Below are 20,092 nucleotides of genomic sequence, written 5' to 3'. Positions count from 1 at the left end.
GCCTTAGCCCCCCTGCATGGGGGCCAAGGCCTCGATGGCGTCGCCGTCGCGGATCGGCGTCGTCTCTCGCAGGGTGGCGGGCACGAACGTGCCGTTCAGCGCGGTGGCGATGCGGCCGGTCAGGTTTGCCTCGGCCAAGGCTTCGGCCAGCGTGGTGGCGGCGACATCGCGCGGGCTGCCGTTAATCGTTATCCGCATCCATGAACTCCGGTCTGGTCTGGTGTTGAAGGTGGTCGGCCACCATGCGGGCGACCGCCGGGGCCAGCAGGAAACCGTGGCGGTAAAGCCCGTTGGCGTGGATGACGCCCCCCACGCGGCGGATGCGGGGCAGGTTGTCGGGGAATGCCGGGCGCGCGTCGGCACCCAGTTCCAGCACCTCGGCCTCGGCAAAGGCGGGATGCAGCGCGAAGGCCGCCGACAGCAGTTCCAGCACCGCCCGCGCCGTGGCCGGGCCGCGCCGGTCGCTTTCGAGCATCGTGGCGCCCAGCATGAACACGCCGTCGCCGCGCGGCACGACATACAGCGGCATCCGGGGATGCAGCAGCCGGACGGGACGCGACAACGTGATCTCGGGGCAGCGGATCACCACCATCTCGCCCCGGACGCCGCGCAGGTCGCGCAGCGCGTCGCGGGCGGACAGGCCGCGGCAGTCGATCACGGTGCCGGTCGTCGCGTCGGTGCGCCCGAGGCGTCCGGACAGGATCGCCAAGGCCTCGCGGGGGGCCAGGTGGGCTTCGTCCGTGAAGAAAAGTGCGCGACTGAAGCGGCCCGCAAGGTCGGGCTCCAGGGCGGCGATGCCGGGGGCGTCCAGCGTCTGGTGGCCTCCGCTGCGCCGCGCAAAGCGCGACAGCGCGCCTGCGTCGCGGGACAGGCTGACGACCAGCGTTCCGTTCCGCGTGACCGGGACGCCCTGGTCCTGCCACCAGTCGGCGGCGGACAAGCCGTGGCGCAGCACGGCTTCATCGGCGTTTTCGGCCTCGCACCAGGGGGCCAGCATCCCTCCGGCCCACCAGGAACAGGCCTGGGGGCCGGGGGCGTCGTCGCGGATGGCGACGGGGATGCCGCGCCCGGTCAACTCGGTGGCGATGCAGAGGCCCAGGACGCCCCCGCCGATCACGGTCACGGTCATGCCGCAGCCTCGGTCCGGGGCGGCCAGAGCGCGTGGAAATGATGCACCGGGCCATGGCCGCCGCCCACGGCCAGATCGTCGGCAGCCCGGATCGCGCCGTGCAGCCAGTCATGCGCGCGGCCCACCGCATCGGCCACCGCCAGCCCCTGCGCCAGCCCCGCCGCGATGGCCGACGACAGCGAACAGCCGGTGCCATGCGTGTTCCGCGTGCGGATGCGGGGGGACGAAAAGCGCGTCGTGCCCTCGGGGCCGACCAGGATGTCGGTGCAGTGCGCGCCTGCCGCATGGCCGCCCTTCATCAGGACATCGCCGGGGCCGAGGGCGCGCAGGGCCATGCCTTGCACGATGGCTACGGCCTCGGTCTCGGCCGGGTGTTCACCCAGCAGGGCTGCTGCCTCGGGCAGGTTGGGCGTCAGCACATGGGCCAGGGGCAGCAGGTCGCGGACAAGCGCGCCGATCGCGTCGCGTTCCATCAGCACGTCGCCTGACTTGGCGACCATCACCGGGTCCAGCACGACGGGGATCCGGCAGTCGCGCAGCGACGTGGCGACGGCGGCGATGGCGGGCGCCGATCCGACCATGCCGATCTTGATCGCGTGAACGGCGATGTCATCCAGCACCGCGTCGATCTGCGCCCGGATCAGATCCGGCGGCACCATGTGGACGGCCGACACGCCCCGGGTGTTCTGCGCCGTCACCGCCGTGATGGCGCTGGCGCCATAGCAGCCGAGCGCCGAGACGGTCTTCAGGTCGGCCTGGATTCCGGCGCCCCCGCCGCTGTCCGACCCCGCGATGGTCAAGACGGTTCGTGTCATCTGCCCCCTCCTGCGGCGTTTCGGGGCATGGCAGGGACGGGCGGCGGCAGACGGGATGCGGCACGGGGCAGCGCGTCTGCCTATCCGTTCCCTCCGCCGGCATGACCCGGATCAGGTTCGATGGGTCGGCGCGCATTGCACCTCTCAGCCCCGCGACGGGACGCCCCAACGGATAGTGTTGCGGGGTTCTTACCGCGCCGCTTGCCGTTCGTCCAGCGGTTCGTGGCCGATCACTCGGCCGCGCGGGCGGGGCGGGCGTCCAGAAGGTCCGTCAGGGTGCGGCGCAGGGCGGCCGGCGGGAAAGGCTTCTGGATCAGCGGCACGTCCTCGAAGCCCTGGGGCAGATGCTCTCGGCCATAGCCCGACACGAAGCAGAAAGGGATCTGGGACCGCCGCAGCCGGTCCGCGACCGTGTCCACCTGTTGGCCCTTCAGGTTGCCGTCCAGAAGCGCCAGGTCGAACCTTTGCTCGCTCAGCGCCGCCAGCGCGGCATCGACCGTGCGGGCCACCCGGACGGAACCGGCGCCGGCATCCTCCAGCTCGGCCTGCATGTCGAGGGCGACAAGGGGCTCGTCCTCGACCACAAGGATGGCGAGACCGTCCAGCAGGGCAGGCGGTCCCGCCAACGTTTCCGTCGTCACGTCGACCACGGTACCGGACGATCCCATCGCCTCGACCCCCTCGGACAGCCGGATGGTCCAGACCACGCCCGTGGGGTGCCAGTCGACGGCCACGGCGTCGGCCTCGCCCCCGGCCACCGCGGCGATCAGATCCAGGCCAAAGCCGCCGCCTTCGGGCGCGGCCACAAGCGGGCCTCCGGATTCCCGCCAGGTCAGGCAGACGCCGCGGTCCTCGGCCGTCCAGTCCAGATGCACCTTGCCCTGAGGCACCGACAGCGCGCCGTACTTGGCGGCATTCGTCGCCAGTTCATGCAGCGCCAGGGCCATGCGCAGCATGGTGTCGGGCGCAAGCTCGACGGCGGGGCCGCGGCGTTCCAGCCGGTCGCCGTCCAGCGTGCCCACCCGGATCTGGTCGTCGATCAACTGGTCAAGGGGCGCGCTGGACCAGGTGGAATCGGACAGGATGGAATGGGCGCGGGACAAGGCCTGCAGGCGGCCGCTGAAGCTCTGCTCGAAATCCGCGAGCCTGCTTGACCGGCGCAGGCCCTGGCGGGCGATCGCCTGGACGTTGGCAAGCGTGTTCTTGATGCGGTGGTTCAGTTCCCCGATCAGCAACGAGCGGATCTCCTCGGCCCGCTTGCGGTCGGTGATGTCCAGGATTTGCAGCGACAAGGTGCGGCGTCCCGCCTCGGACAGGATCGAGCCGTAGATTTCGCAGGGGATCGTGCCGCGGCTTGCATGGCCAAGCTGCAATTCGGCCGAATGGCGGGGGGCGGCCGCGTCGCCGGGCGCCAGCCAGTCGCGCAGGATGGCCGCGCCGGCGCTGTCCAGCCAGCCGCGTTCGGGGGCGGACCGCCCCAGCATGTCGGCGGCCGCAAGGTCGAACATCCGTTCGGACCCCTTGGACCAGTCGCGGATGGTCAGGTCCTGGTCCAGCGTCACGAAGGCGAGAGGGGAATTGTCGGTATGGGCGCGAAGCAGGTCGGCCGCGCGGTCGCGGTCGCGGGCGATCTGCTCCATCTCGTCGCGCTGCTGCTGCAGGTCCCGCGCCTGGCAGCCGATGCGGAAGAAGACCTCGGCCTTGGACTTCAGCACCACCGGGTCGATGGGCTTGAAGATGTAGTCCACCGCCCCGGCCTCGTAGCCCCGGAAGCGGCGCGTTTCGTCCCGTTCCGCCGCCGTCACGAAGATGATCGGCACGCCCCGCGTGCGTTCGGTCGACCGCATCAGCTCGGCCAGTTCATAGCCGTCGGTGCCGGGCATGTGCACGTCCAGGAAAGCCAGGGCATAGTCGTGGACCAGCATCAGCTCCAGCGCCTCGGTGGCGGACCGGGCGTGATCGACGACCAAGCCGTCGCGGCGCAGCAGCGCATCCAGGGCCTGGATGTTCTCGGCGATGTCGTCAACGATCAGGAAGCGGATCGGGTGTTCAGACATTGGCATTCTCGTGGCTTGCGACCCGGCGCCAGATGCGGCCCGGCTCGTCAAAGGCGGCAAAGGACGCGGCATGGGACGAGAACCGCAAGGTTTCATGCGATCCGAGTCCCAGAAAGCCGCCGCGTGCCAGCGCCTCGGCGAAAAGGCCGAAGGCGCGGTCCTGCAGCGGGCTGTCGAAATAGATCAGCACGTTGCGGCAGGAAACCAGGTGGACCTCGGAAAACACCTGGTCGGTGGCCAAGTTGTGTTCGGTGAACACCGTCCGCGCCCGCAGCCCCCGGTCGAAGGCCACCCGGCCATAGGCGGCGGTGTAATGGTCCGCCAGCGTCCCCGTGCCGCCCGCGCGCTGGTAGTTCTGCGAGAACGACGGAAGCCGGTCGATGGGAAAGACCCCCGCCTCGGCACGCGCCAGAGCGCGGCGGTTGATCTCGGTCGCGTAGAAGATGGTGCGGTCGAACAATCCCTCCTCGCGGAACAGGATCGCCAGGGAATAAAGTTCTTCTCCGTCCGCGCAGCCCGCGACCCAGACCTTGAGCGAGGGATAGGTCCGCAGGTGCGGGATCACCTCGCGGCGCAGGGCCAAGTAATAGCCGGGGTCGCGGAACAACTCGCTGACCTGCACGGTCATGGCGTCGATCACCTCGGGCAGGATGGTGCTGTCGCGCAGCAGCCGGCCCTGCAGATCCGACAGGGTCGCGCAGCCCAGCCGCTGCCGCGCCAGTTCCGTCCGCCGGACCAGCGAGGCGCGCGAATAGGACCGGAAGTCGTAATGCCACCGCCGATGCAGGGCTTCCAGGAACAGGTCCAGCTCGATGCCGTCCACGGCCGCCAGGGGAACGGGCGCGACGCTCATCGCGGCATCCACACGCGGGTCAGGGACAGAAGCTTGTCCACGTCCAGGGGCTTGGACAGGTAGTCGTTGGCCCCGGCCTCGATGCAGCGGTTCTGGTCCTCGGCCATGGCCTTTGCGGTCAGCATGATGATGGGCAGGGTCTTCCAGCGGTCGATCTTGCGGATTTCGCGCGTGGCGGTCAGCCCGTCCATTTCCGGCATCATCACGTCCATCAGGACCAGATCGACCTTGGGCGCGGCGCCGTCGTTGATGCGGCCCAGCGCATCCAGGGCCTCGCGCCCGTTGCGGGCGATCTGGACGGTGGCGCCGTGCGGCTCGAACACGCCGGTCAGGGCATAGATGTTGCGGATGTCGTCTTCCACCACCAGGATGCGGCGGCCTTCCAACTGGGCGTCGCGGTTCAGCGACGCCGCCAGCATCTCGCGCTGCTTGGCGGGCAGGTCTGACACCACCTGGTGCAGGAACAACGTCACCTCGTTGATCAGGCGTTCGGGCGACTTGGCGCCCTTGATAATGATCGACTTGGAATAGCGGCGCAGGCGCTGTTCCTCGGCCTCGTCCAAGGCGCGGGCGGTATAGACGATGACCGGCGGGAAGGCGGCGGTCCCGTCGGCGTCAAGCTGTTCCAGCAGGTCGAAGCCCGAGGCGTCGGGCAGGGTCATGTCCAGCACGATGCAATCCACCGTTTGCGTGCGGCAGATCCGCAGGGCCTCGGCGGCGGTGCCCGCGCCGATGGTCTCGACCTCGTCATTGCCCAGAAGGGCGCGCAGCCCCTCCATCTGCGCCGGGTCGTCCTCGACGATCAGGACGCGGCGCAGGCGGTCCCTCAGCCGATGCTCCAGCTTGCGGATGGCGGCTTCCAGCTGGTCGCGGGCGACGGGCTTCAGCATGTAGCTGATGGCGCCCTGGGCCAGGGCCTCGCGCATGTAATCCTCGGCCGAGATGACATGCACGGGGATGTGGCGCGTGGCGGTGTCGCGCTTGAGCCGGTCAAGGGCCGACAGGCCCGAGTGATCCGGCAGGCGGATGTCCAGCACGATCGCCTGGGGAACAAAGCGCTGCGCCGCGCGAACCGCATCGTCGGCCCGGTCCACGCAGACGCATTTGAAGCCAAGTTCGTGGGCCAGGTCGTAAAGGACGCTGGCGAAGGCGGGATCGTCCTCGACCACCAGCATCACCCGGTCGCCCGGCTGGACCCCGTCGCGGTCGTCCGTCAGGCCGGGAAGGGCCGCCAGCGGGGCGGACGCATCCTCGACCGTCGCGGGTTCCGCGGACGGGGCGGGGGCCGGGCCCCGAAGCGGGACGGCCTCCGTGCCCTCGGGCGCAAGGGGCAGGGTCAGCGTGAAGGTGCTGCCACGGCCCTTTGCGCTTTCCAGCGTGATCTGGCCGCCCAGAAGATCGGCCAACTGGCGAGAGATCGACAGGCCAAGGCCCGTTCCGCCGAACCGGCGGGAGATGGTGCCGTCGGCCTGGCGGAAGGCCTCGAACACGGCCTGCTGCTGGTCGGCGTCGATGCCGATCCCGGTGTCCGTGACGGAAAACGCGATGGTGCGCCCCGAGGGCGCGATCCGCAGCGTGACCCGGCCGCGTTCGGTGAATTTCAGCGCGTTCGACAGGAAGTTGCGCAGCACCTGTTCCAACCGGCCCGGATCGGTCTGGAATTCCGGCGTGCCCGGCGCCACCTCGGCGGAAATCTCCAGCCCCTTGGTGCGGGCCTGTTCGCGGAAGTTGCGCACCAGCTTGTCGGCCACGGCCTGCGGATCGACCGTGTCGCGGGCCAGATCCAGCTTGCCCGCCTCGATCTTGGACAGGTCCAGGATGTCGTTGATCAGCGCCAGCAGATCCTTGCCCGAGCTTTCGATCGTCTCGGCCCAGCGGATCTGTTCGTCCGACAGGTTGCGCCCCCGGTTCTCGGCCAGAAGCCGCGACATGATCAGCAGCGCGTTCAGCGGCGTGCGCAGTTCGTGCGACATGTTGGCCACGAATTCGGACTTGTAGCGGCTTTCGCGCGCCAGTTCGACGGTTTTCGCCTCCAGTTGCCTGCGCGACCGGGCCAGGGCGTCGCGCTGGTCCTCCAGTTCCTGCGTCTGACCTTCAAGCTGGCTGTTCTGCTGTTCCAGTTCGGCCTGCTGTTCTTCCAGCCTGCGCTGGCTGTCCTGAAGCGCCCGGCTTTGTTCCTCCAGTTCCTCGTTGCTGGCCGCCAGTTCCTCGGCATGGCTGCGCAGTTCCTCGGCCTGGTGGCGGGTTTCCTCCAGCAGTTCCTGCAGGCGTTGGCGGTATTCGACCGAGCGCAGGGCAAGGGCCAGCCGTTCGGCGACGCGGTCCAGAAGGTCCGAGACCCGGCCCGCGGGCGGCGTGTCGAAGCCGAATTCCAGAAGGCCGTCGACCCGGCTTCCCTCGTTCAGGGGGACGATCAGCGCATGGGCCGCGCGTCCGCGCGCCAGGCCGGATCCCCAGCCAAGCGCCTGGTCGGGTGCCAGCGTCAACTGCACCGGCCGAACCTCTGCCAGGCAGCGCGCCAGATGTCCGTCAGCCGTCCTGTCGCGGCTTCCCAGGGCCGATTGGTCCACGCCCCAGGCCGCCAGCCTGCGAAGCCCGCCGCCGCCGGTCGAATAGGCGACCGCCGCGCGTGCGCCGATGCGTTCGGACAGCAGGTTCAACACCTGCTCGCCAAGCTCGTCAGCGGTCAGTTCGCCCTGAACCGCCTGCGACAGGTCGGATTCGCCTTCCCGAATCCAGGCTTCGCGCGACAACATCTTGCGGTTGCGGATCAGCCAGCGGCCGGTGAAGCCGAGGCAGACATAGACGATGCCCGCCATGCTGCGATTCGCCGCGGCGATCCGCGGGTCGATGCCGCCGCTGTCCAGGCCGAAGCCCAGGACCATGGCAAGGCAGGCCAAGCCCGCGACCACGACGGGCACGATGGACACAGAGGCCGAGAAGCTGAGCGCAAGGGGAAGAATGTAGAGAAGCCAGACCGCCGTTCCCAAGGGAACATAAAGGTCGAGGAGGAACACGCCACACATCACAACGGCGATCGTGGCCAGGATCGCCAGGTCTTTCGTCTTCAGCACGTTCTTTCCCTATACTGCCGCCTGGCCGCGGGGCGGCCAGCGTCGAACGCCTGTCCTGCGAGGACGGTTCCGAAATGATGCGGTGAAAATTGCCGGAGAGATGCACGCCCAGTCAACAGCCACGCGGCGTCACCCTGTTCCCGCACGGGTTGCGCGTCCATGCCGGCTTCATCATGCCTGCTGCAATGGGGCAGATGCAAGCCATGCCGGAACGATCCCGGAGGCCTGGATCGGCGGCGCCTCGACACGTCGGGTCGGCGGGTTGCCTCGAACCGCCCGCTCGCCGGGGAATGGCCCTATGTCTGGCTGGACGCCACTTACCGCAAGCAGCGCCAGGGCGGGCGGATCGTCTTGGTGGCGGCCATAATCGCCATGGCCGCCAACACGGAAGGCCGCCGCGAGATCCTCGGCCTTTGCATCGGCCCGGCGGAGGCGGAGACCTTCTGGACCGACCTTCTGCGTTCCCTGCGCACGGCCTCAAGGCCGCCATCGCGCGGGCGTTCGCGGCGACCCGGCAAAGGTGCAGGGTTCACCGGATGGGCTATGACCTGGCGCATGTCTCCAAAGGCCAGCTCGCAGTCGTGGCGGCCGCGATCCGGCGGGCCTTCGATCAGCCGGACCCCATCCATGCCAGAGAAATCTGGCGCAAGGTTGCTGAGCAAGTCCGACCCCGCTGGCCCAAGCTCGCGGACCTGATGAACGGGGACGAGGACGACGTTCTGGCCTGCATGACCTTTCCTCGGCGGCACCGCACCAACCCACTTGAACGCCTCGGCAAGGAGGTGAAGCGCAGGGCTGATGTCGCCGGCATCTTCCCCAGCGAGGCCTCGATCCTGCGGCTGATCGGCGCGGTGCCCTTCGAGCAGAACGACGAACGGCAGACCTCGAGCCGCAACATGATGGTCGAGGTAGTCGCCCGGACCGACAAGGAGGAGATCGACCCCCTTCCCAGCATCACCACGAAAGCTGCCTGATCATGACCCCAGGCCGCCCCGGAAGTCACACCACAGGGACGGGCGTGACCCCCAGACGGGCAGGACGGGGTCACGGGCGCGGGGCCTCTCTGATTCTGTGCATCGAAACCGTGCAAGCCGCTGCTTTTCCACCTCTCTGCCTACTTTGAATGCCGTCGGGCATGATGATCCCGGCATCGTCGGAAGTTTATTTGCAGAAAAAAATCGGCTTATAAGTCTGATTTGATGGAATACTCACCTGTGAGATGAAATCGATTGCAAAGTTTCACGGTGACGGCCTGTTCCGATCCTGCCTAGGGTAGCCCTGTCCGCATCTGTGATCCGTCGCAGGGGTGGGGCGGGATGGTTTGTCAGTGTTCTTGTTCCGGTGCCGCCCCACCTGCGTCGAACGGATGCCCGAAGTTCCTTCGGGTTCAGGCCTGGCGTCCCGGCCAGCCACAGGGCCAGCGGCCGTGATGGGGGTTGTCCCAGGCGGGCATGTCCAGCCACGGATACCAGCACAGGCCCGCGACCGGCACCCCCGACAGCGCGATTTCCCCTTGGACATGGGCCAGCCAGTCCCAGCGGTCACGCACATGGGGAAAGCGCCGGTGCGCCGCGCGCAGGCCCTGGTGCCAGCCGGTCTCGGTGATCATCACCGGAAGGCGGTAGCGGTCGGCAACCGCGCGCAGCACGCGGTGCAGGGGTTCGACGGCGTGGTGGGGATAGTAGTTCACGCCCACCATCCGGACATGGCCGCTGGCGACCAGGCGGTCGGTGGCCGCGAAGACGCCGGGGTGCAGGTGATGGAACGGATCGCAGGTCGCGAAACGGGGCCGGACGGGCAGGCAGGCGGCGACAGCCATCATCTTCAGCGCCATGTCCGTGGCCCGCTTCGGCGTCATGCCCGAAACGCGGCGCCCGACCGAGGGTTCGTTGACCGCGATCGCCCAGGCGTCCGGCGGCAGCGCAAGGCAGCAGGCCACCGCGTGCTGGGCAGGCCGGGGCGGGGCATCGAAATGGACAAAGTCCCAGATCACCGGAAATCCCTCCGGCACCGCCTTGACGCGCGCCACGATGTCGTGGCGCCACGACAACCCGTCCCGTGCGCCGGCCACCCCCTGCTCGCGGGCGACGGCATAGTGATGCGCCATCGCCCCCGCCGGCAGGTGGTTGGTCGAATGCAGCAGGTCGTGGCCGTTCCAGTGCAGCCTGCCGCATTCGAAGCCGGCCAGGATCGGCGCCGGGCCATCGGTCGGGATGAAAGAGCGGTCCGGGAAGGCAAGAACGTTCATGGGCGGACGGTGACAAGGGCTTTGGACCGCCTGAAGCACAAGCCGCGCCTGAAGGCAACGAATGCGAACAAAAATTGAACGAAAGCCGGATGCCTTTTGCGTGACTTTCCGCGGGCAGTGCACATATCGGGGCCATGGACGACGATCCCCGCTGCCCTCTTTGCCTGCGTCCCATCCCGCCCGATGTGCCGCAAAGCCTGCATCACCTCATTCCCCGGTCGAAAGGCGGGGCAAGGGGGCCGGTGGTGCTGATGCACCACATCTGCCACAAGGAAATCCATGCCGCGATCAGCGAAAAGGATCTGGCGCGGAGCTTCAACACGCCCGAGGCCCTGCGCGCGCATCCCCGGCTTGCGGTCTTTGCCGATTGGGTCAGCCGCCGCCCGCCGGGCTTCCTGTCCCGCGTGCCGCGCGGCGGCGGCCGGAAGAAAGGCTAACGGCGGGACCTGCACCGGCGGCAAAGGTCATGCTAGCCGTGCGGCGGCCCCATCAGTTTCGGTCGAAGGTGCCCACGATCTCTCCTGCGGCAAGGACGTGACCCTGCATCGCGGCAAGAACGGCGGCGCGGTCGGCAGCGGGGGGCAGGGCCAGGCTGGGCACGTCCAGGGCGAAGACCTGGAAGTGGTAATGATGCGCCCCGTCCTGCACCGGCGGCTTCGGCCCGGTATAGCCGGTCGATCCCATCGAGTTGGCGCCCTGCTTCACCCCTTCGGGATCGGGCAGCGATGCCTCGGTCGGCAGCCCCTCGCGCAGGGCGGTCACCCCGGCCGGGATGTCATAGGCCAGCCAGTGGACGAAGGGCTTGGGCTCCTTGGCATCGGGGTCTTCGGACAGGACCACAAAGGACTGCGTGCCCTCGGGCGCGCCTTCCCAGGACAAGGCGGGCGAGGCGTTGTCGCCATCGGCCGCGTGTTCAAGGTCGATGGCGCCATCGGGCTGGAAGGGGGCGGAAACGGTCAGGCCGGGTTCCGCCTTAAGCGCCTCGATCGCCAGGGGGGCGGGCGGGGGCGGGGTCAGCGCGTTCGGCACGGGGCCGCCCGCCGGCGGACGGTCCTGCGGCGCGCTGTGCGAGGCGATGCGATAGATCACGCCCTCGCTGTCGTCTGACAGGAAGATGGCGCCATCCTTCCCCACGGCGACGCCGACCGGACGGCCCGAATAGGTCCAGCCATCCGTGCCTTCCGCCAGAAAGCCGGTCACGACGGGTTCGAAGCCGACGGGCTTGCCATCCTGGAAGTCGATCCTGATCAGTTCATAGCCCGACGGCGGGCGGCGGTTCCACGATCCCCGCATGGCGACAAGGGCGTCGCCGCGCCATTCGGGAAACATCGCGCCGTCATAGAACACCATCTGCATCGGCGCGGCATGGGGCGTATAGCCCCGCGCCGGTTCCTCGGACATCTCGGCCCAGGTTTCCAAGGTGGTGCCCGGCGGCGGATTGTCCTGCGGGTTGAACTCGTCCATGCCATAGACGAAGGGCCAGCCGTACCGCTTGCCCTGCTGGATCTGGTTCAGTTCCTCGATCTGCTCCTCGTCGCCCAGCCAGTCGATGCCGTGATCCATGCCCCAAAGCTGGCCTGATTCCGGTTCCCAGTCGAAGCCGATGGTGTTGCGCAAGCCGCTGGCGAAGATCGCGCGGCTGGTCCCGTCGGGTTCCGCGCGCAGCATGGTCGCGCTTTCGGGATTGGTCTCGGCGCAGGCGTTGCAGGTGCTTCCGGCCGAGATGTAGAGCTTGCCGTCCGGTCCCATGGCAAGGGTGCGGTTCGGATGCTGGCCGCCGTCCGGCAGGTCGTTGATGATGCGCTGCAGGTCGCCAAAGGTGCCGTCCTCGGCCACGTCCGCGACATAGACGTCGTTGACGGTTGCCAGATAGACGCGGTTGCCGTCAAAGGCGATGCCGTGCATCCCCGGCCTGCTCGCGACCGTGACCGGCGCATCGGCCACCCCGTCGCTGTCGCCGTCGCGCAGCATGATCACGTCACCCACGCTGCGCCGCGTGGCGTAAAGGGTGCCATCGGCGGACACCGCCAGGATGCGCGGGTTCACCAGATCCCTTGCGAAGACGGTGGCGGTCGCGCCTTCGGCCAGCGTGAGGCCCGCCAGAAGCTCGTCGTCGCTGGCCGCCTTTCTCGGGGTCGGTTCAAGGATGGCACCGGTGATCGTCACGTCGGAATACTGCCCGACCTTGCCTTCCGGCTGGGCCAGCAGGGCGGATGGCGCGACAAGCGACGCCGAGATCATGAGAACCGTCTGAAAGCGCGGCATGGCTGTTCCTGTTGGCGAAGCTGTTTTCCGGCCAACACCGCATCGGGGCCGGGGTTCCGCAGAAATCGGCCGGACCAATGTTTATCACATGCCCCGCCATCCGGCGCGCGGCAGGCGGACGGACCGGTGCAGCGGCCTAGTTCTCGTTCTGGAAGCTTGCCAGATCGGCGGCGATCTCGCAGCGCAGCCCGTCGGGGGCATAGTCGATGACGACCTCGCAGGCGGCCGTTCCCGACAGCCCCGTGCGGATCAGGCGCGTGCCCGAGCCGATGCTTTCCGGCTCGGTGACGGGCGGGCCGTCCGTCTCGCTCCAGGACAGGACGAACTGCTCTGTTCCGTCCGGGGAAGGGCGGGTCCGCCAGTCGATGCGGACAAGGCCCGCGTCGTTGGACAAGGCGCCGTATTTGGTGGCGTTGGTCGAAAGCTCGTGAAGGATCAGTGAAAGCGACAGCGCAGGCCGCGACGCGATCGCCAGCGAGGGCCCGCCGATGCCGATCCGCGTTCCCCTGTCATCGTCATAGGGTGCCAGGGCCTTGCGGACGATCTCGTCCACGGTGGTCCTGCTTGCGCGGCCCTCGATCAGCATGTCGTGGGCGCCGGCCAGGGCGCGGATGCGGCCGCTCAGGGCCTTGCCGGCCGATTCCAGGTCATCGGCGGAGCGCAGTGTCTGGTTCACGATGGCCTGGACCATGGCCAGCTGGTTCTTCAGCCGGTGGCCCAGTTCGCGGTTCAGCATCCCCTGCCTTTGTTCCTCGTCCACCTGCTCGGTGACATCCAGCGCCTGAACGAAGATGCCGTTGATCGCGCCCTTCTCGTCCCGGATCGGGTGATACAGGAAATCGAGGTGGCGCAGCCTGGCGACGGCGTCGGGATGGCTTTTCAGCTCGATGGGGATCTGGCGGCCGACATGGGATTCGCCGGTGCGGTAAACCTTGTCGAGGATCGCGACGAAACCCTGTCCCACGACCTCGGGCAGGGCAAGCCGGACGGGCTTGCCGATGATGTCGCGGTTGCCCACAAGCTTGGCATATTCGGCATTCGCGAAACGGAAGACATGGTCGGGCCCGCTGAGCAGGGCCGTCGCGCCAAGCGCCACCTCGAGCACCTGCAGGAAGCCGCTCCGCTCCACGCGCTCGACGCCGCGGGCGGCGACGCTGGCGGTGGTTTCGGTGCACGGGCAGAACATGCCCAGCACCTCGCCCGCGCGGTTGCGAACCGGATTGTAGGAAAAGGCGAAGTTCGTCTTTTCGGGATAGCCGTTGCGATGCATCGTGAACTCGATGTCGTCCATCGAGGTGCTGACGCCCGAATAGGCGGCGTCGATGATCGGCTGGACCGTGTCCCAGATGTCGAACCACAGTTCCTTGAACGGCCTGCCAAGCGCCTGCGGGTGGCGCTGGCCGCACATGGCCGCATAGCCGTCATTATACAGCGTGATCTGGCTGGGGCCCCAGACGATCAGCATCGGCTGGGCCGAGGCCAGGGTGATCCCGACAAGGGCCGACAGTTCCGCCGGCCAGTCCTCAGGGTGCCCAAGAGGGTTCGCGGTCCAGTCGAGACCGCGCAGCAGGGCGCCGCATTCCCCCCCGCCTTTCAGTGCCGACACATGGTCGGCCGTGGGCATCTTGGCCTTGTGCAATCTGTCCATACCAGGGTCGTCTCATTCCGGGAGAGATCTGGCCCAGCCCGCTTTGAACATACTGATATAGGTGAAACAATCATCTTGCGAGGCCTATTGCACCCGTGATCCGAAAGCCGGCCCGACCGGCACAAGCCTGCCTGCGGCCCATGGCGATCGCCGCCCGCGACCGCGTCGCGGGGGCTTGCCGTTCCGGCGTCGCGGGCGGGGGGCCATGTCACCCGTCGGACTTGACGATCTCCAGCGACAGGCCTTCGAGCGGCGGCCTGGTGTTCTCTCGGATCATGTAGTCATGGGCCGCGTCATGGCTGTCGAACACCATGGGCGCGGCGCTGGTCGAAAAGTCGGACCCGGCCTCGTTCAGCCGGAAATGGGGGTTGTCGCGTCGGCAGATCCAGTATTCGTCCACGGCCCAAGCTCCTGTCGGCATTCCTGACCTTACGAGCATCGCCGCCCGCCGGTTCCCTGCGGCCCGCATTTTGGACGATGGCGCCACGCGGCCCGTCTTCAGGCATAGTCCACCCAGACCCCGCCCGCGTCGGCGGACCGGACGCAGTGTTCGACCCAGCGGACGCCCTCGACCCCTGCCGCGATGCCGGGATAGCGCAGGCCGGCCACGCCGGACGGATCGCGGTCCTCATGCGCCTCGATGGCCAGCGCGAACCGGTAGTGGAGGTTGGCCCAGGCGTCGAACAGCCCTTCGGGATGGCCCGCGCCGATGCGGTCGTCGGCCAGGGCCTGCGGGTGCAGGTAGGGCATCCCCCGGTCCAGCAGGCGTGCGGGCTCGCCCTGGATTTCCAGCCGCAACTGGTTGGGGTGCTCGTCCCACCATTCGATCGACCCCTTGGACCCCACGACCCGCACCTTCTGGCTGTGCATCGCCCCCGCGTTCACGGCCGAGGTCCAGCAGGTGCCCACCGCGCCCGTGTCGTATTCCATCAGCACCGTGGCATTGTCCTCCAGCGGCGCGCGCGAGGCGACAAAGCTTTGGCGCGAGCAGAGCAGCCGCTTGATGCGCAGGTCGGGGCAGATGACCCCCGCGATGTAGAGGGGATGCGTCGCCAGATCCCCCAGGACATAGCTGGGTCCCGCAAAGGCCGGATCGACGCGCCAGCGGGTGGCGGGGCTGTCTCCTTCGACCGCCTGGCTGTGGAAGCCATGGGCGAATTGCAGGTTGACGATGCGGATCTCGCCCAGGGTGCCGTCGGCGACAAGGCGGGCGGCTTCCTCGATCATCTGGTGGCCGGAATAGCCGTAGGTGACGCCGACAACCAGGCCGCGTTCGGCGGCGATGGCTTGCAGATCCAAGGCCTCGGCCGTGGTGAAGGTCAGGGGCTTTTCGCAGATCACGTGAAGCCCGGCCAGAAGGGCGGCCCTGGTGATCGGGTAATGGGTGTTGTTGGGCGTGGCGACCGTCACGCAGCGGATGCCGTCGGGACGGGCGGATTCGGCCGCGAACATCGCCCCGTAGTCGGGATAGCAGCGGTCGGGGTCCAGACCCAGGTCGACCCCGAAGGCGCGGCCCCGGTCGGGGTCGAGGTCGAAGGCCCCGGCCTTCAGGTCGAAATAGCCGTCGCGCAGGGCGGCGGACCGGTGGACATAGCCGATCTGGCTGCCCTTGCCGCCGCCCACCATGCCCCAGCGGATCGCGGATTTCGTCAGGCGGGTGCCGTTGATCATCGGGTCGTCTCCTCGGTCCGGGCAAAGCCCACGGTTTCCAGATAGCGGCGGGATTTGCGGACATCGGCCAGCGATCCGCCGGCGTTCAGCGGGTCGCGTTCCTGTTCCACGGTGATGAAGCCCGCATAGTCGCGCCGGTCCAGCAGGGCCAGGATCGCGGGATAGTCGATGCAGCCGTCGCCGATGGGGCACATCACGCCTTCGGCGCAGGCATCGAAGAAGCGGATGCGGCGGGCCATGACCTCGGCGTATCTGGCCGCGTCGATGTCCTTGAAGTGGAGGTAGTCCAGCCGGTCCCAGTACCGGTCCAGCATGGCGACCGGGTCCATCCCGGCATAAAGGGTGTGGCCGGTGTCCAGGCACAGCCCGGCCTCGTCGGCGGGGATGTCACGGACGATGCGCTCGATCTCGTCGGCGAACTCGATGTGGCCGCCGGCATGGGGGTGGATCACGGCGCGGACGCCGTATTCGTCCCGCGCGATGCAGGCGATGCTGCGGATCGTGGCGACCATGCCGGCCCATGCCGCGTCGCCCAGCCGCCCGGCGCGGTCCGAATGGCCCGCGGCATAGTCGCGCGCCTCGTGGCCCCAGTCCATCACCGTCAGATAGGGCGCGGCAAAGCGCTGGCCCGGCGATAGGGGCGGGCGGGGCAGGGCGGTGATGACCGCGCAGATCCGGCGGGTCTGGTCCTTCAGGTTTTCAAGGTTCGCAGGATCGACCAGGTTGTCGAAGATCGTGCCCGCCACGACGTAGAGCCCCCGGTTGCGCAGTTCCCCTGACACCACCTCGGCGTCCAGCGGCATGTAGCCATGGGGGCCCAACTCGAGCCCGCCGTAACCGGCGGCTGCGGCCTCGCTCAGCACCAGCCGCCAAGGGGGCAGGTTGGGATTGCCGAGGTCGTCAACGCCCCAGCAGCAGGGCGCCGTGGTGATGGTGATGGTCATGGTGTCCTCCGTCACCGGCATGATTAGCCGTCACAAGGCGCCGCACGAAGGAATGTCTTGAGGGGAAACCCTCAATCCGCCACTGTCGCGCGCATAAGGGGGGCACCATGGCGAAAGTGACGTTGGAGGATGTGGCCCGGGCCGCGGGCGTGTCGGTTGCGACCGTGGACCGGGTGGTGAACCGGCGCGGCGGGGTGTCGGCGGACAAGGAAGCCGCGATCCTGAAGGCTGCGCGGCGGCTGGGGCTGGATCGCCACCTGGCGATCAGGCCCACGCTGGCCAAGCGCGTGGCGATCCTGATCCAGCCGCCGTCGAACCCCTTCCACGACCAGTTGCGCCAAGGGATCGAACAGGCCCGCGCCATCCACCGCGACCTGAACCTGCTGTTCCAGGTCGAGCATGTCGATCCGGCCCGGCCGGATCTGATCGCGGCCCGGATCGCGCGCGCCGCCGCCTGGGCCGACGGCATGATCCTGACCGTGCCCGCCGCCCCGCAGGTGGTCGCGGCGATCGAGGCGCTGCCCCCGCGCATCCCCGTGGTGACGATGGCCGACGACGTCCCCGCCCGCACCCGCGCCGCCTTCGTGGGTCCCGACGACCGCCAGTCGGGCCGGGTGGCGGGCGACCTGATGGGCTATCTGATCGGCCAGGGCGGGGGCGAGGCGCTGGTCCTGATCGGCCGCTTCGACATGCCGGGCCACGGCGCGCGCAGCGGCGGCTTCATCGACGTGCTGGCGGAACGCCACCCTGCGGTGCGCGTCTGCGACGTTCTGGAAACGCACGAGGACAAGGCGACCGCCGCCGCCATGGCCCTGCGCGCCGCGCGCGCGAACCCCGACCTGCGGGGCGTCTATCTGTGCACGACCGGCTGTTCGGACCTGGTGGCGGCGCTGGCGCCCATCCGCCGGTCCCGCCCGATCGCCATCGTCACCCACGAACTGACGCCCGACCGCCGCCTCATGCTGCGGGACCGCAGGGTGCAGGCCGTCATCGACCAGAAGCCCATGCTCGAGGCGCGGCTTGCGGTCGAAACCCTGGCCCGCCTGATCGGCCGGCTGGAGGGCGAGGCCGCGTCCATCGCCACCGAGATCCAGATCGTCATGCCCGAGAGCGCCTGAGGGTTTCCCCTCAACCCCCTGCTTGAAGCGGCAACCGGCTGCCCCCTAGCCTGTCCGGGAACAAGGGGGGATCATGACGGATATCGGCTTTGGCGTCATCGGCGCGGGCTACATGGGCAAGGCCTATGCCATCGCGCTGTCGCAGGTCTCGACGGTGTACGAGATGCCGCATCGCGCGGCCAGACGCGTCATCGCGACAACGGACGCGGCGGGGGCGGAACGCCGGGCGCGCGACTTCGGATTCGAACGCGGCACGGGCGACTGGCGCGAGGTGCTGGCGGCGAAGGACGTGGCGGCGGTCGCCATCGCCTCGCCCACCTTCCTGCACGCGGACATGGCCGTGGCGGCCCTGCAGGCGGGCAAGCATGTGCTGTGCGAAAAGCCGCTGGGCCGCACGGCGCGCGAGGCGGCGCAGATGGCACGCGCCGCCCAGGCCAGCGGGCGGGTCACGATGACCGGCTTCAACTACATCAAGAACCCCGCGACCCAGCTTGCGCACCAGATCGTCGCGGGCGGAGAGATCGGCGAGGTGATCCATTTCAGCGCCACCCATGTCGAGGATTACCTGATGGACCCGTCGCTGCCCCATGACTGGCGGCAGGTCGCGGCCCAGGTCGGCCGTGCCGGGGCGCTTGGCGACATCGCCAGCCACGCGATCAACCTGGCGCATTTCCTGTGCGGCCCGATGGCCGAGGTGGTGGGGATGCGCCAGACCGTCCATGCGCAGCGCCCGGCAGCAAGCGGCATGGCGGCGGTCGAGAACGACGATCAGGCGCAGATCCTGCTGCGCTTCGCATCCGGCGTGCCGGGCAGCATCACGGCCAGCCGAATCCATGCGGGTCGCAAGATGGGCCTGACCTACGAGGTCGTGGGGACCAGGGGCACGGTGCGCTTCGATCAGGAACGGATGGGCGAGCTGCAGTTCTATGACGCCGCCGACCGCAAGGGGCGGCAGGGTTTCCGCACGATCCTGGCCGCGCCGGGGCATGGCGATTATGGCCGCTTCTGCATCGGCGCGGGGCATGGCTTCGGCTACAACGACATGATCGTGGTGGAGATGGCCGAATTCATCCGCGCCATCGCCGAAGGCACGCCCGCCTGGCCTGATTTCACCGCAGCCGTCCATACCGCCGCCGTGGTCGATGCCGTGCTGGCCTCCTGCGACAGCGGCGCCTGGGTCCGCGTGGACCGGATCGAGGCGGAGGCCTGGGCATGACCCGGCTGGCCATCTTCGGCGCGGGCCGCATCGGCGCGGTCCACGCCTGCAATGCCGCCGCGATCACCGGCGTCACCGTCGCGCATCTGGTCGATCCGCTGGCCGACTGCCAGGCGCTGGCCACGCGGCTTGGCGCACGGCGGTCATCGGCGGATGACGCGCTGTCCGACGATCTGGACGGCATCGTCATCTGTTCCTCCACCGACAGCCATGCGGAATTGCTGCTGGCGGCCGCCCGGCGCGGGCTGGCGGCGTTCTGCGAAAAGCCGATCTCGCTGGACTGGCCCACGGTCGCACGCGTGACCGAGGCGGTCGAGGCTTCGGGCATCCGTTGCATGATGGGCTTCCAGCGCCGCTACGACCCGAACTTCCGGGGGGTGCGGGACCGCATCGCTTCCGGCGCCTCGGGGCGGCTGGAGCAGTTGGTGATGCATACCCGCGACCCCGCGCCTCCCCCCGTCGACTATGTCCGCCGGTCGGGGGGAATGCTGCGCGACCAGGCGATCCACGACTTCGACCAGGCCCGCTTCATGTGCGGCGAGGAGATCGCGACCGTCTATGCCGTCGGCAACTGCCAGATCGACGGTGCGATCGGGGCAGCGGGCGACATCGACACGCTGGCCGTGACGATGCTGACGGGATCGGGGCGCATGGTGACGATGACCAACAACCGCCGCGGTCCCTTGGGCTACGACCAGCGGCTCGAGGCGCATTGCGCGTCCGAGGTCCTGTTCATCGACAACCGACCGCAGACCGACATCCGCATCGCGGGACCGGCGGGCCAGAGGACCGCGCCGCCCATGGATTATTTCATCGCCCGCTTCGAGGCCGCGTACCGCGCCGAGATGGAGGCCTTCGCGGCCTGGCTGCAAGGTGGCCCTGCGCCGCTGGCCGGCATCCGCGACGGCTACGAGGCGCAGAGGCTGGCGGAAGCCGCCCTGATGTCCATCGCGACGGGGCAGCCGGTCGATGTGGGGGGCGGCTGGCATCCTTGACGAGCGGGGTGATGATATGAAACCCTCAGATGCTTGACGGGTCACGTCACAGCCGAAGG

At 68.6% G+C, this 20,092-nt stretch carries 16 protein-coding genes, 1 pseudogene and 1 riboswitch; of the genes and pseudogenes, 5 read left to right on the top strand and 12 right to left on the bottom strand.

Annotation, left to right across the window (positions count from 1 at the left end):
* Window positions 1-3 precede the first annotated feature (3 nt).
* The 6 genes from thiS to J0F76_RS07965 form a co-directional block, all read right to left on the bottom strand.
* Window positions 4-198 (bottom strand): sulfur carrier protein ThiS, encoded by a 195-nt coding sequence (thiS, locus tag J0F76_RS07990; RefSeq protein WP_207467644.1) that lies wholly within the window; start codon window positions 196-198, stop codon window positions 4-6.
* The gene (locus J0F76_RS07985; RefSeq protein WP_207467637.1) at window positions 182-1,129 is read right to left on the bottom strand and encodes an FAD-dependent oxidoreductase; all 948 of its coding nucleotides are present in this window, start codon (window positions 1,127-1,129) and stop codon (window positions 182-184) included. The genes thiS and J0F76_RS07985 overlap by 17 nt, the downstream gene beginning before the upstream one ends.
* Window positions 1,126-1,944 carry a bifunctional hydroxymethylpyrimidine kinase/phosphomethylpyrimidine kinase gene (gene thiD / locus J0F76_RS07980; RefSeq protein WP_207467626.1) on the bottom strand — a complete coding sequence of 273 codons (819 nt, stop codon included), beginning with the start codon at window positions 1,942-1,944 and terminating at the stop codon, window positions 1,126-1,128. The genes J0F76_RS07985 and thiD overlap by 4 nt, the downstream gene beginning before the upstream one ends.
* A gap of 71 nt (window positions 1,945-2,015) precedes the next feature.
* A riboswitch (TPP riboswitch) is annotated at window positions 2,016-2,122 on the bottom strand.
* A gap of 52 nt (window positions 2,123-2,174) precedes the next feature.
* The gene (locus J0F76_RS07975; RefSeq protein WP_207467618.1) at window positions 2,175-4,001 is read right to left on the bottom strand and encodes a response regulator; all 1,827 of its coding nucleotides are present in this window, start codon (window positions 3,999-4,001) and stop codon (window positions 2,175-2,177) included.
* A complete protein-coding gene (locus J0F76_RS07970; RefSeq protein ID WP_207467604.1) occupies window positions 3,994-4,854 on the bottom strand; it encodes a CheR family methyltransferase in 861 nt (286 codons plus the stop codon). The genes J0F76_RS07975 and J0F76_RS07970 overlap by 8 nt, the downstream gene beginning before the upstream one ends.
* Window positions 4,851-7,928 (bottom strand): response regulator, encoded by a 3,078-nt coding sequence (locus J0F76_RS07965; RefSeq protein ID WP_341351571.1) that lies wholly within the window; start codon window positions 7,926-7,928, stop codon window positions 4,851-4,853. The genes J0F76_RS07970 and J0F76_RS07965 overlap by 4 nt, the downstream gene beginning before the upstream one ends.
* Window positions 7,929-8,142: 214 nt before the next feature.
* Between J0F76_RS07965 and J0F76_RS07960 the strand changes: the two are divergent.
* A pseudogene (locus J0F76_RS07960) lies at window positions 8,143-8,902 on the top strand (transposase); the annotation flags it as partial.
* Window positions 8,903-9,315: 413 nt separating this feature from the next.
* On the opposite strand, the gene J0F76_RS07955 reads toward J0F76_RS07960, so the two are convergent.
* Window positions 9,316-10,176, bottom strand: coding sequence for a hypothetical protein (locus J0F76_RS07955; protein ID WP_207467601.1), 861 nt, complete (start codon window positions 10,174-10,176; stop codon window positions 9,316-9,318).
* Between the two features lie 134 nt (window positions 10,177-10,310).
* On the opposite strand from J0F76_RS07955, the gene J0F76_RS07950 reads away from it, so the two are divergent.
* The gene (locus J0F76_RS07950; protein WP_207467599.1) at window positions 10,311-10,613 is read left to right on the top strand and encodes an HNH endonuclease; all 303 of its coding nucleotides are present in this window, start codon (window positions 10,311-10,313) and stop codon (window positions 10,611-10,613) included.
* A gap of 52 nt (window positions 10,614-10,665) precedes the next feature.
* Here the strand turns inward: J0F76_RS07950 and J0F76_RS07945 are convergent, their stop codons facing one another.
* The 5 genes from J0F76_RS07945 to J0F76_RS07925 all read right to left on the bottom strand — a co-directional run bounded on the left by J0F76_RS07945 (window position 10,666) and on the right by J0F76_RS07925 (window position 16,704).
* Complete coding sequence (locus tag J0F76_RS07945; RefSeq protein WP_207467597.1) at window positions 10,666-12,441, bottom strand: YbhB/YbcL family Raf kinase inhibitor-like protein; 1,776 nt, start codon at window positions 12,439-12,441, stop codon at window positions 10,666-10,668.
* Window positions 12,442-12,577: 136 nt separating this feature from the next.
* Window positions 12,578-14,065, bottom strand: a complete 1,488-nt coding sequence (locus tag J0F76_RS07940; protein ID WP_207467595.1) for an HWE histidine kinase domain-containing protein — start codon at window positions 14,063-14,065, stop codon at window positions 12,578-12,580.
* 232 nt (window positions 14,066-14,297) lie between these two features.
* The gene (locus J0F76_RS07935) at window positions 14,298-14,489 is read right to left on the bottom strand and encodes a hypothetical protein (protein ID WP_207467593.1); all 192 of its coding nucleotides are present in this window, start codon (window positions 14,487-14,489) and stop codon (window positions 14,298-14,300) included.
* A gap of 98 nt (window positions 14,490-14,587) precedes the next feature.
* Window positions 14,588-15,760: a Gfo/Idh/MocA family protein gene (locus J0F76_RS07930; RefSeq protein ID WP_207467591.1), complete on the bottom strand. Its 1,173-nt coding sequence runs from the start codon at window positions 15,758-15,760 to the stop codon at window positions 14,588-14,590.
* Window positions 15,757-16,704 (bottom strand): TIM barrel protein, encoded by a 948-nt coding sequence (locus J0F76_RS07925; RefSeq protein WP_242690066.1) that lies wholly within the window; start codon window positions 16,702-16,704, stop codon window positions 15,757-15,759. Before J0F76_RS07925 ends, J0F76_RS07930 begins: the two co-directional genes overlap by 4 nt.
* Before the next feature lie 107 nt (window positions 16,705-16,811).
* On the opposite strand from J0F76_RS07925, the gene J0F76_RS07920 reads away from it, so the two are divergent.
* From J0F76_RS07920 to J0F76_RS07910, 3 genes are all read left to right on the top strand, one after another.
* Complete coding sequence (locus tag J0F76_RS07920; RefSeq protein WP_207467587.1) at window positions 16,812-17,822, top strand: LacI family DNA-binding transcriptional regulator; 1,011 nt, start codon at window positions 16,812-16,814, stop codon at window positions 17,820-17,822.
* Window positions 17,823-17,895: 73 nt separating this feature from the next.
* Window positions 17,896-19,038 (top strand): Gfo/Idh/MocA family protein, encoded by a 1,143-nt coding sequence (locus J0F76_RS07915; protein ID WP_207467585.1) that lies wholly within the window; start codon window positions 17,896-17,898, stop codon window positions 19,036-19,038.
* Window positions 19,035-20,033 (top strand): Gfo/Idh/MocA family protein, encoded by a 999-nt coding sequence (locus J0F76_RS07910; protein WP_207467583.1) that lies wholly within the window; start codon window positions 19,035-19,037, stop codon window positions 20,031-20,033. Before J0F76_RS07915 ends, J0F76_RS07910 begins: the two co-directional genes overlap by 4 nt.
* Window positions 20,034-20,092 lie beyond the last annotated feature (59 nt).

The organism is Paracoccus fontiphilus (assembly GCF_017356265.1).
Lineage (GTDB): Bacteria > Pseudomonadota > Alphaproteobacteria > Rhodobacterales > Rhodobacteraceae > Paracoccus > Paracoccus fontiphilus.
Note: the sequence above shows the minus strand (reverse complement) of the source record. Positions and strands in the feature narration are given on the sequence as shown.